At 45.9% G+C, this 15271-nt stretch carries 14 protein-coding genes; 2 read left to right on the top strand and 12 right to left on the bottom strand.

The window, feature by feature from the left end:
• Window positions 1-231: 231 nt before the first annotated feature.
• Window positions 232-1065, bottom strand: coding sequence for a class II glutamine amidotransferase (locus ACFI6J_RS11730; protein WP_069944984.1), 834 nt, complete (start codon window positions 1063-1065; stop codon window positions 232-234).
• Window positions 1066-1500: 435 nt separating this feature from the next.
• Here ACFI6J_RS11730 and ACFI6J_RS11725 point away from each other — a divergent pair, with 435 nt between their 5' ends.
• Window positions 1501-2361 (top strand): hypothetical protein, encoded by an 861-nt coding sequence (locus ACFI6J_RS11725; protein ID WP_231506574.1) that lies wholly within the window; start codon window positions 1501-1503, stop codon window positions 2359-2361.
• 54 nt (window positions 2362-2415) lie between these two features.
• Here the strand turns inward: ACFI6J_RS11725 and ACFI6J_RS11720 are convergent, their stop codons facing one another.
• The 4 genes from ACFI6J_RS11720 to ACFI6J_RS11705 form a co-directional block, all read right to left on the bottom strand.
• Window positions 2416-3477 carry a hypothetical protein gene (locus tag ACFI6J_RS11720; RefSeq protein WP_156086949.1) on the bottom strand — a complete coding sequence of 354 codons (1062 nt, stop codon included), beginning with the start codon at window positions 3475-3477 and terminating at the stop codon, window positions 2416-2418.
• A 173-nt stretch (window positions 3478-3650) separates the two neighbouring features.
• On the bottom strand, window positions 3651-4121 hold the full coding sequence (gene yiaA / locus ACFI6J_RS11715) for an inner membrane protein YiaA (protein ID WP_014977447.1): 471 nt from the start codon (window positions 4119-4121) through the stop codon (window positions 3651-3653).
• The gene (locus tag ACFI6J_RS11710) at window positions 4105-4941 is read right to left on the bottom strand and encodes a DUF2145 domain-containing protein (protein WP_462557493.1); all 837 of its coding nucleotides are present in this window, start codon (window positions 4939-4941) and stop codon (window positions 4105-4107) included. Before ACFI6J_RS11710 ends, yiaA begins: the two co-directional genes overlap by 17 nt.
• 173 nt (window positions 4942-5114) lie before the next feature.
• Window positions 5115-5525, bottom strand: a complete 411-nt coding sequence (locus ACFI6J_RS11705; protein WP_039228659.1) for a hypothetical protein — start codon at window positions 5523-5525, stop codon at window positions 5115-5117.
• 131 nt (window positions 5526-5656) lie between these two features.
• Here ACFI6J_RS11705 and ACFI6J_RS11700 point away from each other — a divergent pair, with 131 nt between their 5' ends.
• Complete coding sequence (locus ACFI6J_RS11700; protein ID WP_039228657.1) at window positions 5657-6391, top strand: helix-turn-helix domain-containing protein; 735 nt, start codon at window positions 5657-5659, stop codon at window positions 6389-6391.
• Between the two features lie 128 nt (window positions 6392-6519).
• On the opposite strand, the gene ACFI6J_RS11695 is transcribed toward ACFI6J_RS11700, so the two are convergent.
• The 7 genes from ACFI6J_RS11695 to rutC all read right to left on the bottom strand — a co-directional run bounded on the left by ACFI6J_RS11695 (window position 6520) and on the right by rutC (window position 15148).
• Window positions 6520-8022: an NCS1 family nucleobase:cation symporter-1 gene (locus tag ACFI6J_RS11695; protein WP_462557496.1), complete on the bottom strand. Its 1503-nt coding sequence runs from the start codon at window positions 8020-8022 to the stop codon at window positions 6520-6522.
• 346 nt (window positions 8023-8368) lie between these two features.
• Window positions 8369-10687, bottom strand: a complete 2319-nt coding sequence (locus tag ACFI6J_RS11690) for a TonB-dependent receptor (RefSeq protein ID WP_462557498.1) — start codon at window positions 10685-10687, stop codon at window positions 8369-8371.
• A gap of 311 nt (window positions 10688-10998) precedes the next feature.
• Entirely contained in the window at window positions 10999-12489 is a 1491-nt protein-coding gene (locus ACFI6J_RS11685) for a CoA-acylating methylmalonate-semialdehyde dehydrogenase (RefSeq protein ID WP_462557500.1), read from the bottom strand.
• 19 nt (window positions 12490-12508) lie between these two features.
• On the bottom strand, window positions 12509-13039 hold the full coding sequence (locus tag ACFI6J_RS11680; RefSeq protein WP_374961580.1) for a flavin reductase: 531 nt from the start codon (window positions 13037-13039) through the stop codon (window positions 12509-12511).
• Between the two features lie 22 nt (window positions 13040-13061).
• Entirely contained in the window at window positions 13062-13682 is a 621-nt protein-coding gene (locus ACFI6J_RS11675) for a malonic semialdehyde reductase (protein WP_075177922.1), read from the bottom strand.
• A 175-nt stretch (window positions 13683-13857) separates the two neighbouring features.
• Window positions 13858-14706, bottom strand: coding sequence for a pyrimidine utilization protein D (gene rutD / locus ACFI6J_RS11670; RefSeq protein WP_462557503.1), 849 nt, complete (start codon window positions 14704-14706; stop codon window positions 13858-13860).
• A gap of 58 nt (window positions 14707-14764) precedes the next feature.
• Window positions 14765-15148, bottom strand: coding sequence for a pyrimidine utilization protein C (rutC, locus tag ACFI6J_RS11665; RefSeq protein ID WP_014950778.1), 384 nt, complete (start codon window positions 15146-15148; stop codon window positions 14765-14767).
• Window positions 15149-15271 lie beyond the last annotated feature (123 nt).

The following is a 15271-nucleotide window of genomic DNA, read 5'->3' as shown; positions in this document are numbered from 1 at the left end:
GGTCAGAGTACATTATCGAGCTAGCTAACCTGAATATTAGGGTCAGAGTACATTATTACGCTGGGTTACTAACTCAGCACCGAGCTTTTTGAGAGTGGAGCAATTAAAGTTACTCCGACCCCATAGTTCGAGTTATGGGGTCAGAGTACATTATTACGCTGGGTTACTAACTCAGCGCCGAGCTTTTTGAGAGCGGGGCCATTTAAGTTACTCTGACCCCATAGTTCGTGATTAGTCGTGAAGCGATGGATCTGGTGCAACCATTTCGGCTTCTTTTTTGTGTTCAGGGACATCCACTTTACCCGAGGCTATGACTTCGCCTTCCTGCCATAGCTTCCACTCACCCCGTTCGTAGATATCCCACTGTTCATCGTTTGTTAGCGGTTCAGTAGCAATAATGCTCACTACATCTTTTGGCGTGGTTTCAGCTGCAAAATCAATTTCCACCTCTACATCACTCAAACAAGCGGGGCCAAAAGGTGCTCTGCGGGTAATGCTAGCTAACTTTGTACTACAGAACGTAAATAACCAGTCGCCATTGCTCAGCAAGCAATTGAATACACCTTGCTGAGCGTACTCCTTTGCAAGTGAAACTAACGTTTCAGCTAACTGCTCAGGCATAGCGTCTCGAGGGAGGTTTTGCCTAACGTTATTCATAATATCGCAGAAAAGCTCTTCGCTATCGGTATCCCCAACTGCTTCGTAAACACCCGTACGGCGCGAGAAATTAGGGAGTTGTCCGTTGTGCGCAAACACCCAGTATCGCCCCCACAGTTCGCGAGTAAAGGGGTGCGTGTTAGCTAAGTTAATGTTACCCACATTAGCCTGACGAATATGGCAAATCGCATTCTTGCTTTTTATGGGCAACTTCGAAACAAAGTCTGCGATGGGTGATGTGGCGCAAGGCTCGGGATCGTGAAACATACGCACACCCTTCCCTTCATAAAAAGCAACGCCCCAGCCGTCTTTATGCGGCCCTGTTTCACCACCGCGGCGAGTCAGCCCGGTAAAACTAAAACATAGGTCAGTAGGAGTGTTCGCACTCATGCCTAAAAGTTCACACACAACGTTTGTCACCTATAGCAGTTATTTCATTAAGTATGTCGAGAATACGCAAGCACTCGAGCCGAATCAATTCGACATTGGTCCGTAATAAAGGAGAAGCGGCAGACTTTACAACTCATTCACCTTTTTAAAGCCAATGACCTTCATACCACTTTATTTTAATTTAATTACGTAAAAACGTCCGTTTTATGTTTACCTCCCCTTTCATTTACAATAAATAATAATGATAATCAATTACAAACAAACTATTCTTTCATATATATGATGCGCTACCACTCTTTCTCGATTTATTCGCTTTTCGTCATTGTTATGTGTTCGGTGTTATTACCTTACACTTCTTTTGCTAACGAGGTTTCGCCTTCAACTCATATCGCTAATTCTGGGAACAACAAGGTAAATCAAACCTTTAAGCATTTATTAAGCGAACATCAAATCGTGGCAATTGGTGATATACACGGCTCCGCAGCACCGACAGAGCTCTTAATCAACGCTCTGTCTGATCGTGATATCTTTGAGAGTGTCGACGTTATTGTGACTGAGTTCGGTAATAGCCATTACCAGCCCGAGTTGGATGATTATCTGCTTAACCCCAATACAAAGGTTTCACTGCAAGAGTTAGAGCCTTTGTGGCAGGACAGTATTTATTTCATGGCGTGGCAATATAAGCATTACCGACATTTTGTGCAGAAACTAAGGTTACTCAATGCATCGTCAAACCATAAAGTGCGCATAGCTCTAGCTGAACCAGAGTTTAAATGGGAAGGATTGAGCAAAGAGCAATGGCAGTCTCTCACCAAAACACGCATTGTTAACTATGAAAAAACTGTGAAGCAGATAGCTGAACAAAACGATAAAGCGATTCTTCTGTTTGGCGCAATGCATACATTAAAGCAGCCTGTATCGTTAAAGCGGGGAGAAGCGCTCAATGAGTTTGTGCCCTTTATTTTTAAACTTAAGGACCTAAATATTGCGACAGTATGGACCCACTTTTCCACATCGACAATACCCGATATTTCTACTCCTACGCTTGTTTTGCTTAACGAAAAGAGTGAATTGAACTCCCCTTTATCCAGCATTTCAGCACGATTTGCAGACGGCACGAATCAAAAGCTTTCAGACGTTGCTGACGCATACTATTACCCGGGTCCTTTGAACCGTCATGCGCCAGTACCTTCACATATTAAACAAAACAGCCAATGGCACCACGAAATGAATCGGCGCGCCGCAATAGTTGACGAACGAGTCTCAGCACAAATCGCTAAGCAATTAGCTGAATGGCAAGCCGAAACCGACTAGCATTTTGAGATCATGGGGTCAGAGTACTTTTTTAGTAATGTACTCTGACCCCATTTATTCGGCGTGTTGTTGGGGCTGACAAATCCCACGCAATGCTGACGGGTCGTCGACACTGAGATAAAGTGTGTCCATCGGCTCAATAAAAGTCGCTAAACCCGAGTAATACTTTTGTTCTGACACAAAGGTAAGCTTAACGTTTGCGTTGCCTCTACCGAAATGGAACTGTTCTTTTGTTGAAGCAGCCGTCCAACTGCCTGTTTCTACTTGTTTAATATTGGAAAGTGGAATAACAGTCATTCCCCACCACGAATTATTCACCATAAGCTTATCTTTTATAAGGTAAACAGAGTAATGCTTGCTGACTCTGTAGTTAGCAATAAACATCACTATGAGGTAAAAAACCAAGGTTGCCACCACAATGGCAACCGTTTCACTCCAAAGTGCTATGGCGAGATAACTTGCATACGTCGCAACTACAAGCGCTACACAAACCAGTGACACATGCCACCACTGTGCGGACCATAAATGCAGATTGGCTATGGCGGGAACATGGTTTTTACTAAAACGAGGTATGGCGTAGTACCAACTGGCGGGCTCATGAGCAAACATAAGTGCCAACTCTAACTTCTTTGCTTCTTTCGACCCTTTTTCATAAATGTTATCGCCTTCATATTGTTCCAGCATGTGAATTCGCGGATCGCCAGAGAGCTTTCGAGCCCCCCACAACGCTTTAACTATCGTTACCAGAAGGAGAATTTCTATCACCATCAATACGGCAATAATCGGATATTTAAGATAGGTAATGAATTCAAAGTAATAGGCTAACTGCTCTGGATAGTTATAGCGTCCGACCAAACTACTTAAAGAAAGAACTAACAATAATTTCCACAGCGCCTGTTTGCCAATTCGAATGATCCAGAAATAGTAAAGTACAGGCAAAAAGACAAAATATGCCAACGTGACCAGCAAGGTATTACGCCACTGTGTATTAGCCCAAATACTTTCAAAGGAGAAGGTTATGTCAGGAAGGGTTTCAGGTAAAAATAATGTGCCCACATAAAAGCAAGCAGCAGCAACTATTAGAAAAGCTATTCGGTATTTAACGGGTTTGCGCATAATTCATCCCTGATGCGTTAAACAAGCTGGCTGAATGCCGAACCAGCGTTACACCTACCATACTGAAAATGCGCTGAAACCAAAAGCGTAAATCGTAAAACTAATGGGGTCAGAGTACATTACTTAGAAATGTATTCCGACCCCATTAATTTAATGTACTCTGACCCCATTTTTTAAGCGGCTTTCACTTTGGGAGAGTCTTCGTGCTCAGTAGCGCTGCTTTGAGTATCGCTTTTTGTGTTGCGTGACTCGTCGGTAGTTTGGCTATCGCGTACGTTCTTCTGCACCGTAATAGCGGCAAAGAGGCTTAGAGTGAAGGCCATGCCGAAGAAGCCTTTTTCACTTAATAAAAGCTCAGCATTTAATAAGCCAACCACTAACAATACGATGGCTGATGCAGTAGCTACAGCTGATGCAAGGAAATACGCTTTGGTAGTTGGCACACCTTCCATTTTATCGCGTACCGTTTTTTGTAAGCTCACTACAGAAAACAAGCCAAATAACATAATAGTGAAGTAATAACCTTTTTCATTAAGCGCCATTGGGGCATTGTAAAGGCCGATAAAATAAGCGCCTACACCCACAATTAGGGCTGCCAGTGATGCTATTCGAAATGCTTTCGTTGGTTTATTCTGAGTCTGCATTGTTAAATTCCTCGATAATAGTTGTCTCACCGTTGATCGCAAAAATAACTGCCTTTTTCGATAAATCGTATTTCTGCATGTAACGAGCAAGGCTTCCAAATGTAGTTGTTTCCACCTTACGACCGTGATCGGACAGCGTCACGCCGTCGCTGAATATACTCGCCAAGCCAAGTTTGGCGCGGCTCATGTTGACCTTTTGCGGCGTAAAATATGCTTTTGCATTAGCTTTTAATTGGGCTATATCTGTGGTGGAGTACACCGCAGCATTCAGCACATCTAATGTGTACTCGGTACAGTTCTGTCGTTCACTGTTGAATGGGTTGGCAACGACTGAATAGCGTGGGTTATGCAACAATTTGGCTCTATCTTCGCTGTACATACTTATAAGCGCTTGCTGCACGGCAACCGAGGGGATAACCAGGCCTGCCTCGAGCGCATAAGCACTCCAGAAAAAATCTACAGGATAATCGGTAACTAGATGACTCACGTCTTGTTCATCAGCATCCTGATACAAATTATGGATTGCATAGCCTTTGGCTGTCTCTCCATTATCTAGCTGAATGCTTGAGTAGATAGCAATAGCTGTGTGCGTAAAGCGAATGCCCTCCGGCATGTCTTCAATCGGTCTGCCTCGCCTTGCAATAATGAAGGCACGAGCTCCTTGGCTTGCCGCATACTTTTCTACTTCTTTAGAAAAAATGGCAATGGCTTCTGGTGAAAACGAAGGTTTTCCGTGCTGCTGACTACCTGCCAAAGCGTGATTAGCGTTGGCAGTAAGTAGTACCAAAGCCACAGCTATTGAATACAAAAATGTTTTCATACTCTTCCCTGCTTAAATTCTCTCGACTTGCACTGATAAGAGCCACCTAAAGCGCTCGCTATTTATTATGAAGCGCTAGATGCACAACGCTTCGCTTTAGCAGTGTTTTACCAAACTATAGCCACTTTTATAGCGTCCAATCGCGCTTCAAAGTTCGAGCAATTAATTAACCGTTAGCGTTTAGTTGTGGTAGTAGTTGTCGTAGTCGTTGTTGTGTTAGTGGTCGCAACGACTTTGTTTGGCGCAGGGTCTGCAGTAATGATTGTTTCGGTAATCACTAACGGCTGGTTATTATCAACGGAGGAATGATGACTAGCTCCGTGAATACTGCGGCTACTCTCGTCAATCACACTTTCAGCAACTGCGCTACCTGCCACTACAGCACTGCCGGTTAGTATCACCGGAACAGCGACTACGGCACTCGCTACTGACGCCGTCGTTGCTAAGCCTTCAGATGCAGCAAGCGCGCTATGTTTACTGGCTTTGCCACTGTGGTCGATAGAGTCATCTGCCATTACAGAATGGGTAAGAAGCGCACTACCTAATAGTGCAGTTAACATCAATGTTGAACGCGAATTTTTCATATCACTTGCTCCTAGTATGTAAAGGCGAGATGTGCCTGAACATGTTCTACACTAGAACCAAGAATAAATTTCGTAAACCACAATCGCTGATGTAGTATTACATTACACCACAAGTATAAATATTTAATACCATGAGCCAAATTAACCTTGTTTACGACACGCTTAAACAATGTTTACGAGAGCAGCGATTTACCTACAAACAGATCGCACAGAAACTGAACGTAAGCGAGGCCAGCGTAAAACGAAATTTCTCTTTACAGGCTTTCAGCCTCGATAAACTGGAACAGATTTGTGAATGCCTAAATTTGTCATTGAGCGACCTTTTTAGCCTGTCGCAAAAGCAGCAGGAAAAAATATCACAGCTGTCTGAGAAGCAAGAAATGGAGCTACTTGCCAATCCCAAGCTACTGCTTGCAGCCGTATGTGTGCGTGATGGCTGGCGATTCTCGGAAATCATCAAGCACTACAATATTTCTGAGGTCGAGGGCATTAAGCTAATGACAACCTTAGACAAACTTAAGCTTATAGAGCTGTTACCGAATAACCGCTACAAGCTGCTCATTGCGCAAAACTTTCGCTGGATCCCTGGTGGTCCGCTAGAAAAATTTATGGAGCAGGAAGTAATGGTGAAGTTTATGGCTCCAAAGAAGAACGAGCCATGGATGTTCCGTTTCTATTTACGCGGCCGCTATTCTCAGACCTCGGTTTCGATTATTCAGCGCCGTCTTGAACAACTGCGACAAGAAGCAGCAAAACTCAGCAGCGAAGATAATGCCCTACCAATTGAAGAACGCCAGCACATTGGCCTTTTAATGGCGATGCGGCCTTGGGAACCCTCGCTTTTTGAAAATATGAAGCGAAAATAACCCTGTCGAAGTATATTTGGGGGGGCAGAGTACATTTCGTAGAAAAGTACTCCGACCCCATTAGTCTACTACACAGAAAATTACTCCGACCCCGTTAGTTTACTACTCAGAAATGTACTCTGACCCCATTATTGGGTGGCGCTTTTTGCCTGCATGGTGACGGGTGCTCTGTTGGAGAGCAGCAGATAAACCATGCTGGCGATGATTAACCCTACAAACCATGCGTAGGCGTAAAGCGTATCGAAAATAGCAGGCACGCTTTCTACAAACCCTGCCGCGTGCATAAAGCCAGGAATATTAGGCAAAATACCAATAATAAGCGCAGTCACACCCGCCATGTTCCAGCCATTGTTCGCGCCATATTCGCCACTGTGTTGAAATAGCGCATCTATGTTTAAGGTCGATTTTCTTAAGATAAAATAGTCGGCAATTAGAATACCCGCGATAGGGCCAAGTAGCGCAGAATATCCCGTAAGCCACGTAAATAAGTAGCCACCCGCGGTTTCAAGAAGCTTCCAAGGGAAGATAGCGACGCCGATACCAGCGGTTATATAGCCGCCCATTTTGAAGCTTATTTTCGAAGGCGCCATGTTCGAAAAGCCATAAGCTGGGGCTACCATGTTAGCGGCTAGATTTGTGGTTAACGTCGCAAGTGCTAATGCAGCAAGTGCCAGCACTACACCCATGCCGCCCATTCGACCGGCAAGTGCCACAGGGTCCCATATGGCCTCACCATAAATGGTGACCGTTGCTGACGTTACCGCTACACCGATAAAGGCAAACAGCGCCATGGGTAATGGCAAGCCAATAGCTTGGCCCAACATTTGGTCTTTTTGTGATTTTGCAAAACGCGTGAAATCGGGAATGTTCAACGCCATGGTTGCCCAGAAGCCCACCATGGAGGTTAAGCCCGCGAAGAAGGCTGTCCAAAACTGCCCTTCTTTGGCTCCACCTTCAACAAACTGAGACGGCGTTGACAACATTTCGCCAAACCCACCAGCATTAACGTATGCCCAACCAAGAAGCGCTAAGCCCATTAAGATCAAAAATGGTGCAGCAAAAGTTTCAAGCCAACGAATAGATTCGGTGCCGTGTTTTATAAAAACCAAATGCATCGCCCAGAAAGCGAAGAAGCACAGAGTTTGTGTGATATCGATACCTAAAAATGGTAGTGCCTGTCCCACAAATGCGTCGCCGCTCACGCTATTTAAAATAACGTAAATGGCACTGCCGCCTACCCATGTGTTAATTCCAAACCAGCCACATGCAACAAGCCCACGGGCCAAAGCAGGAATTTTCGCGCCTTTGGTGCCAAATGCGCTACGTAATAATACGGGAAAAGGTAAGCCGTATTTTGCACCTGCATGACCAATTAACATCATAGGTACAAGCACGATGATGTTGCCCAACAGTACGGTGATAACCGCTTGATACCAATTCATGCCTTCTGATACCAGGCCCGCAGATAAGAGGTAAGTAGGTACACAAACCACCATCGCAACCCATAATGCCGCATAGTCTTTCCACACCCAGGTTCTGGTTTCCGCGTTGGTTGGCGCTAAATCTTCATTCCATAAATCGCCATCGTAATGGGAAGGTTTTGTCATGGTCTGATTGTTGGTGTTATCCACGATCTATTTCCTTATTGGGTTTGCTATTACTTGTTGCTTCTTTTTACACAGCGTCATGCTCGGCAAAGCGGTAGGTTAAAAAATGCGTCAGCGCTCTCAACGGCGTAACGATTAGATTAGAGGCTCGCTGCTAACCTTTATTGGGGCCTGCTGATCTTTGGTGTACAACAAAGGTCAACAGCCCCTATCAAAAAAGAAAAGCAAAAATACTGCCGCTTCGCGCGCTATGTTAACGCAAAACCGAAATACCGTTTTGCTACGTCGGTATTTAGGTTAGCTACGCACGTTTCTTTTTAGAAGTAGGTGATACGCTTTATATTGTTAAACAAAGCGCAACTACGCCTAATTAGAAATTACGTCTTACCGTTACGCCATACGTCCTAGGCTTCGCATAGGAAATCTGGCTGGTTCCATAAAAACCAGTTACGTCAAAGCCAATAAGTTCGTGGTCTGAGTCAAACAGGTTATCTACATAAGCCGCTATTAGCCATTTATCCTCAGCGTCTACCCAGGTTAAACGAGTATCAGCCGTGGCATAGCTATCAATTTCATGAGCGGTAAAATTCCGCGCATTGTGAAAGGTTTCCGACTGATAATTGGCTGACAGTTGGGCTGCCATATTGCCGTCGAAGGCGTCCCAGTTATAGCGAAGCATGGCAGACGCTTGATACTCTGGGGTGAATGGCGGCGTTGTATCAGCAAAGTACCCAGAAGCCACTTCTAAGTCTTCAACCACTGCATCGGTATATGAAAAGTTAACCATAACATCTAAGCTATCTGTCGGGGTTAAGAACACTTCTAATTCAACGCCGCTAAATGAGGCTTCTTCGTTTGACACCACCCCCGCATTATTCACCCACGAAAACGACTGGTAATCGCTGTAGTCATAATAAAAAACATTGGCATTAAAAACGCCGCTTCCCTGCATAAAACTGTGCTTTAAACCCGCTTCATACGCAGTAAGTTCTTCAGGTTCGTACAAGCTGAAACCTCCTTGAAGCGGGGCATTGAAACTCCCCGCTTTTACGCCCCGATTGATGCCTGCATAGTACAAACTATTACCCACACTGTATTCCAGCTGTAGCTTGGCCGACCACAGGTTTTGATCGTTAGAATCGACCAAAGTTTCTAAAGAGGTCGTAGTGGTATCAATTTCGATAACGCGGTCGTTAGTATTCTCGTTCTGATACACATTACCTACAAAGTCTTTGTCTTCACGGGTGTAACGCAACCCACCAACCAGAACAAGATCGTCACTCAGGCTATAGTCTATTTGCCCAAATACAGAATAAGACTCGGTTTCAAGAGACACTAGGGTGTTATTTTCTTCACCGCCTAAGAAAAAGGTGGTGGGTGAACCCGCCAAGCCTTGGCTATAGTCCGTATCGATAGAAAGGTAATAACCCCCCCCAACCCACTTTAAGTCTGCGGATTCACCTGAGAATCGAAATTCTTGGCTAAACTGCTCTATGGTGCTGTTAGATTGAAAAATAAGTTCGGGTGACGCGGTTTGGTCGGAGTCGAGGCCAACGGTACGTTTAAACTCTTTGTAATCAGACATGGCGAAGAAATCGAAGCTTTCAAATGCATAGTCTAATGTTGCCGCGAGGCCTTTCGATTTGATTTTGTTTTGATCGTCAAAGGCAAAGTCTTTATTTACTTTATTGCCCGATCCATCAGGGTCGAAGTTACCGTTGAAGTCGCCGCCTTGAACGGGACGGAAAGGATCGCCATTGAAGTTGCCGTCTACGCACACGCCTGCCTGAATAGTGTCGCAGCCAAGCGGGTCGTCAGCAGCATAAATAACGTCAATCACATTGCCGTCGGCATCTTTTATCTCGGTGGTGTTCACCACCTGATAAGGGCCTTCACTTTTGGTTGTATCTGACCAGTTTCCGCTTAGCAGTAACGAGCCTTGCTCACCAATATCGAACAGCAGCTGAGCACGAAACGCTTTAGTATCATCGTTGTACCCATCTTCCCCGCCTCCCACAGAGCCTAAACGGGTATCGGGTGCAGCACCGTCTTCATAAATATTCTCTAGTATCTCACCTTGTTGATTGGTAAACCCAGAAAAGCGACCATAAATGCCGTCTGCTAGTTCGCCTGATATCGCCCCTTCGAAGCGGTATTGCTCGAAACGTGCGGCAGTAAATTCCGCGTAGCCTTCTGTATCTGCAGTGGGCTTGGCGGTGATCGTATTAACCAGTCCGCCTGTAGCATTTCTTCCGAATAATGTTCCCTGTGGGCCTTTAAGAATTTCGATGCGAGCCACATCGAATAAACCAAAGGTTTGTGCTTGGGTACTGGCTAAATAGCCACCGTCAACGTATACCGCCACCGGCGCTTCCGCCAAGTCAGCGTAATCGTTTTGCACCACGCCTCGAATATTGAAAATAGCACGCTGACCACCGATATCACCGGCCAACGATACGCCAGGGGTAAACGCGATAAGCTCAGTACTGCTTTCAAGGCCAAGTGCCTCTAATTGTTCACCAGAAAACGCAGTAATAGCGATCCCTACATCGCTTATATTCTCGTTGCGCTTTTGCGCGGTAACTTCAATACTTTCCCAAACATTCTCTGCAGCAAAGGCCGCTGGCGTACTTAACGCCATAGCTACGGTTAACGCCAGCAGACGCTTGTGTGTGTTTAACGTATGCATGTTTTACTCTCGTTTATAGTTCTTTTTAACAAGCCTTGCGGCGGTGTTGTCCCGATATTTTTATAAGAGTAACGGTCGACGTGAACTGCATATCGATTGCCACTGGGGTGCAAACCTAAGGCAGGACTGGAGAGGAACTGCCAAAGGCTTGCGGTTTTAAATTGTTATTATTGATAGCTCATGGCTGAGCCTAAATCTCTGTTCTTTTACCTGCTGCGAGCAACTTTGCGCCATAAAGGCTGCTTCGTTATTTCGCAAAGGCAAAGTTCTTATGGTCATTTATGGTTAATCAAGGTCAATACGCCATGACATTAACTTGGAAATGAAAAGCTCACTCCTTCTCGAATGCCGCTTGAAGGCCAACGTTGAGTAATGGTTTTGCGTTTGGTGTAAAAGCGTACGCCATCCGGGCCGTATGCGTGAAGGTCACCAAAGAGTGAGCGCTTCCAACCACCAAAGCTGTGATAAGACACAGGCACTGGCAGCGGTACGTTTATGCCTACCATGCCCACTTGGATATTGTCTGAGAAGTAGCGGGCAGCCTCGCCATCTCGGGTGAAAATACACGTACCATTGCCGTATTCATGGCTGTCAATGAGCTGCATAGCTTGTTCCATGCTTTTAACGCGCATAACTTGTAGTACAGGGCCAAAAATCTCAGCTTTGTAGCTGGCCATTTCAGGCGTAACCTTGTCGATAAGTGTTGCACCTAAGAAGAACCCCGTCTCGTAGCCTTTTACGCTAGGGTTTCTGCCATCAACGACTACATCAGCCCCTTGCTCAGCCGCACTGGTGATGTAGCCTTCTACTTTCTCTTTGTGCTGAAGTGTAATAAGCGGGCCGAAATCGTTAGTCGCATCGTCAAAAGCCCCTACTTTTAAGCTTTCCATGGCTGATTGCATTTTATCTACAATTTCATCTGCCACTTTGTCACCTACGGCAACCACGACTGATAACGCCATGCAGCGCTCGCCTGACGAGCCAAAAGCAGCACCTAAAAGCTGATTTACTGCGTTGTCGATGTCGGCATCGGGCATCACAATAGCGTGGTTTTTAGCGCCACCTAATGCTTGGCAGCGCTTGCCATTAGCATTGGCTTTCGAATAGATGTATTCGGCGATGGGCGTTGAACCCACAAAACTCACCGCTTTAATGCGCTCGTCATCAAGTATTTGATCAACCGCTTCTTTGTCGCCGTTAATGACGTTAAAAACGCCGTCGGGTAGCCCTGCTTCTTTGAGTAGCTTGGCTAGGAAAATAGCGCAGCTTGGATCGCGCTCAGAGGGTTTTAAAACAAAGGTGTTGCCGCATACAATGGCAAGCGGAAACATCCAAAGGGGCACCATGGCCGGAAAGTTAAACGGTGTAATTCCCGCCACCACGCCAAGAGGCTGAAACTCGCTCCAAGAGTCTATGCTTGGCCCAACATTTTTACTGTGCTCGCCCTTTAACAACTGGGGTGCACCACAGGCAAACTCAACATTTTCGATACCGCGCTGTAATTCGCCTGCCGCGTCGTGGCTTATCTTGCCGTGCTCCGCACCAATTAACGCAATAATTTCATCGGCATGCTCTTCAAGTAAGCTTTTAAATTTGAACATAACGCGAGCGCGCTTACTCACTGGCGTATTGCGCCACTCAACAAACGCATGTTGCGCGCTGACGATAGCATCGTTTACCGTCGCTTTTGACGCCAGTAAAACCAGCTTCTCTGCTTCCCCCGTTGCAGGGTTATAAACATCTTGCATGCGCCCCTTTGGGGTACAGGTTTCACCGTTAATAAAGTGGCCTACTACTTTCATTATTTGTCTAATCCTTTAGTTATGCGTCTTTACATGCGCTGTGATAGCCGCGCTGATAATATAAAAGCGCGTCGGCTTCTGGGTCTTGCTTGATATCCACCACCTGGCAAAAAATAACGTCGTGAGTGGCCACACTTTTAACGTCTGTAATAATGCAATCGAAGCTGACTGCAGCATCGGCAAGTCTTGGGCAGCCGGTCGTCGATTCAACCCAATCACCAATTTCAAAGCGTTCGTTCATGGGCGCTTTGCCACCAAATGTGTTTGAAATTAACTGATGCTGTGAAGTAAGGGTGTTGATAACCAAATGCCTGCTGTTTTTAAAAACCTGATGTACAGACGCACCGCGATTTAAACAAACCAGCAGCGTTGCAGGGTTATCGCTTACGCTACATACGGCGGTCGCCGTAAAGCCTGCATGCCCTTCTGGGCCAGTGGTTGTAACGACGTTTACCGCTGCCGCTAAACTCGACATACCTTCTCGATAAGCTTCGGGAGTTACCGCGGGTAGCACTTCTGTTACTGCGTTTTTTATTGCTGTAATAGTCATACAAATATCCTTTAAATTGGCGTTACACGATGTGGCAAGCTTGCTCGAAACTTAAGCGAGGTAAGCGTTTATGTACTTTTTCTTTATCGCCGTAGCCAATGTTCAGTAAAAAATTTACCTTCCACGTGCTATCTGAAAAGAAAGTTTCGTTAAGTAATGTGGGGTTGAAACCAGACATGGCGCCAGCGTCAAGGCCTAGGGCGCGAACGGCGCTTATTAAGTAAGCCCCTTGCATAGAGCTATTGCGCATGGCGGTCTCATAGGCCGCTTCTGGGCTTGAAGTAAACCAGCTTTTCGCATCTGCATAAGGGAATAAGGTAGGAAGCTCTTCGTAGAACTCTTCGTCGTAGGCCACTATAACCGTACAGGGTGCGGTCATGGTTTGCTCAACATTACCGCTTGAAAGGCAAGGTTTGAGCTTTTCTCTCCCTTCATCTGAGGTAATGAAAACAAATCGCGCTGGGCTACAATTCGCCGATGTCGAGCCTACTTTTACTAAGTCGTACAGCTGTTTCAACACGGCTTCTGAAATAGGTTTGTCGTGCCATTTGGTATGGGTATGCGCATCGGTAAAGAGTTGGGCTAGTCCAACCTCGTCAAGCGGGCTAGTTGTTTTAAACTCTGTATTTTGTGTATCAGTCATTTTAAATTCATTCCAGTTTTATCAAATCTTTTAAACACTGCACTATGTTCTCGGTTTTTGCGCTTAGCCCATTTCTAGCTGCTTTCGCGTTGACGCTGTACTTGCAGCTTGCTTAGAAAGTTTTCGCCTCTTTAGCTGAAAACACCCCAAAGCCTGATGCAGTGTCATGTTCACGTTAGGCCACTTGCCCTAAATAGCTGCGCAGCAGTTCATTAAACGCAATTGTGTTTGTAATGCTTGATGCATGCCCGCCGTATTCCATGACCGACAATTCGGCGTTGGGCATAGCTTCAGCCAACATCTGTGAACGCTGCCACGGCACCAAGGTGTCGTCTTTGTTGGCTAGCGCTAACGTTGGTGTGGTGATGGCGTACAAACTATTATCAATATTGAACGTACTAAGGGCACCAATGCGGGCGAGCAAGTTTTCCTCGTTAGGGAAATGGTTGAGTAAGTGCGCCTCTTCCTCTGCCAAGTGGGCGGCATTCGCGGCTATCCAATCAGGCGGAAACAGCAGCAGCGCCTGAAGTTGCAAATACATGTCCTTTCTGCCTGCCGCCAATAACGCTTTGCGTATATTAAAGCAGCGCAATGTGTGCGGATTTGGACTGCTCCACGCATTTACCAGCACTAAATTTTGTAAAAGCTTAGGTTTAGACAAAGCAAGCTCAAGCCCCACCAAACCACCCAGCGCGTGACCGACGAAATGGCACGCTTGCACTTCAAGTTTTCTAAGAAGTGCAGCGAGTTCATCCGCCATATTTGAAATGCTGTAATTCGCTGGCAAGTCACCCACACTTTTGTTGGTGCCATAGTGATCGTAAGTGATCACTCTGTAGTCTTGGGCAAAGTCACCCAGTTGCGGCTGCCAAAATTTAGCGGCCCCGCCCAGCCCTGAACTAAACACAATCGTAGGTGCGTCGGGCGACGTCAGACCGTGTATTTCGTAATGTAACTTGTTACGCATTTCGCCGTTCATTTCGCCGCTAATGTGGGCGTAGCTTGCCTGCACTTCAGAATGCATAAAGCTCACCTATATAAAACCAGTGGGCGCAGTTCGCGGGAAGTCCAAACATAATCGCCTACCCAATGTGTGCTACAGACGCAATTTCAATTAAGGCTTCAGGCTTTACCAGCCCAACCTTAATGCAGTAGCGCGCTGGCTTTTCACCTGGAAAGTACTCGGCGTATACTTTGTTTACCGCGGCGTAGTCATCCCAATCGGTAATAAAAATTGAGTTGAAGGTGACGTCATCCATAGTGCCGCCCGCTTCTTCGATGACACTTTTAATGGTTTCTAGAACGTGGCGCGTTTGTGCTTCGGCGTCACCCACATGGACTACGTCGTTGTTTTCGTCAAACGGTAAGGTACCTGACACATACAGAATATTGTCAGCCATAGAGCCTGGAACAAAAGGAGCTATAGGTGTTGATGTACCTGCTGGAATAATGGCTTTCTTTGGCATGTTCTTATCCTTTTCGTTGCGCTTTCTATGCGTTGCTGCCTAGCGCCTATAAATGGTTTACTTCAATTCTTGCTAACTGATTTATCGTGTTGTTTTTGTCTGCGTGGCTAGTAGATGCTAAGA

The organism is Alteromonas sp. G4i13 (genome assembly GCF_054960505.1).
This window is presented reverse-complemented; position numbering and strand designations above follow the sequence as displayed.

Excerpts from the sequence above, each read along its gene's own strand:
- ACFI6J_RS11720 (WP_156086949.1), bottom strand. The coding sequence starts at position 3,477 with ATGCGCAAACCCGTTAAATACCGAATAGCTTTTCTAATAGTTGCTGCT.
- yiaA (WP_014977447.1), bottom strand. The coding sequence starts at position 4,121 with ATGCAGACTCAGAATAAACCAACGAAAGCATTTCGAATAGCATCACTG.
- ACFI6J_RS11710 (WP_462557493.1), bottom strand. The coding sequence starts at position 4,941 with ATGAAAACATTTTTGTATTCAATAGCTGTGGCTTTGGTACTACTTACT.
- ACFI6J_RS11705 (WP_039228659.1), bottom strand. The coding sequence starts at position 5,525 with ATGAAAAATTCGCGTTCAACATTGATGTTAACTGCACTATTAGGTAGT.
- ACFI6J_RS11700 (WP_039228657.1), top strand. The coding sequence starts at position 5,657 with ATGAGCCAAATTAACCTTGTTTACGACACGCTTAAACAATGTTTACGA.
- ACFI6J_RS11690 (WP_462557498.1), bottom strand. The coding sequence starts at position 10,687 with ATGCATACGTTAAACACACACAAGCGTCTGCTGGCGTTAACCGTAGCT.
- ACFI6J_RS11685 (WP_462557500.1), bottom strand. The coding sequence starts at position 12,489 with ATGAAAGTAGTAGGCCACTTTATTAACGGTGAAACCTGTACCCCAAAG.
- ACFI6J_RS11680 (WP_374961580.1), bottom strand. The coding sequence starts at position 13,039 with ATGACTATTACAGCAATAAAAAACGCAGTAACAGAAGTGCTACCCGCG.
- ACFI6J_RS11675 (WP_075177922.1), bottom strand. The coding sequence starts at position 13,682 with ATGACTGATACACAAAATACAGAGTTTAAAACAACTAGCCCGCTTGAC.
- rutD (WP_462557503.1), bottom strand. The coding sequence starts at position 14,706 with ATGCATTCTGAAGTGCAGGCAAGCTACGCCCACATTAGCGGCGAAATG.
- rutC (WP_014950778.1), bottom strand. The coding sequence starts at position 15,148 with ATGCCAAAGAAAGCCATTATTCCAGCAGGTACATCAACACCTATAGCT.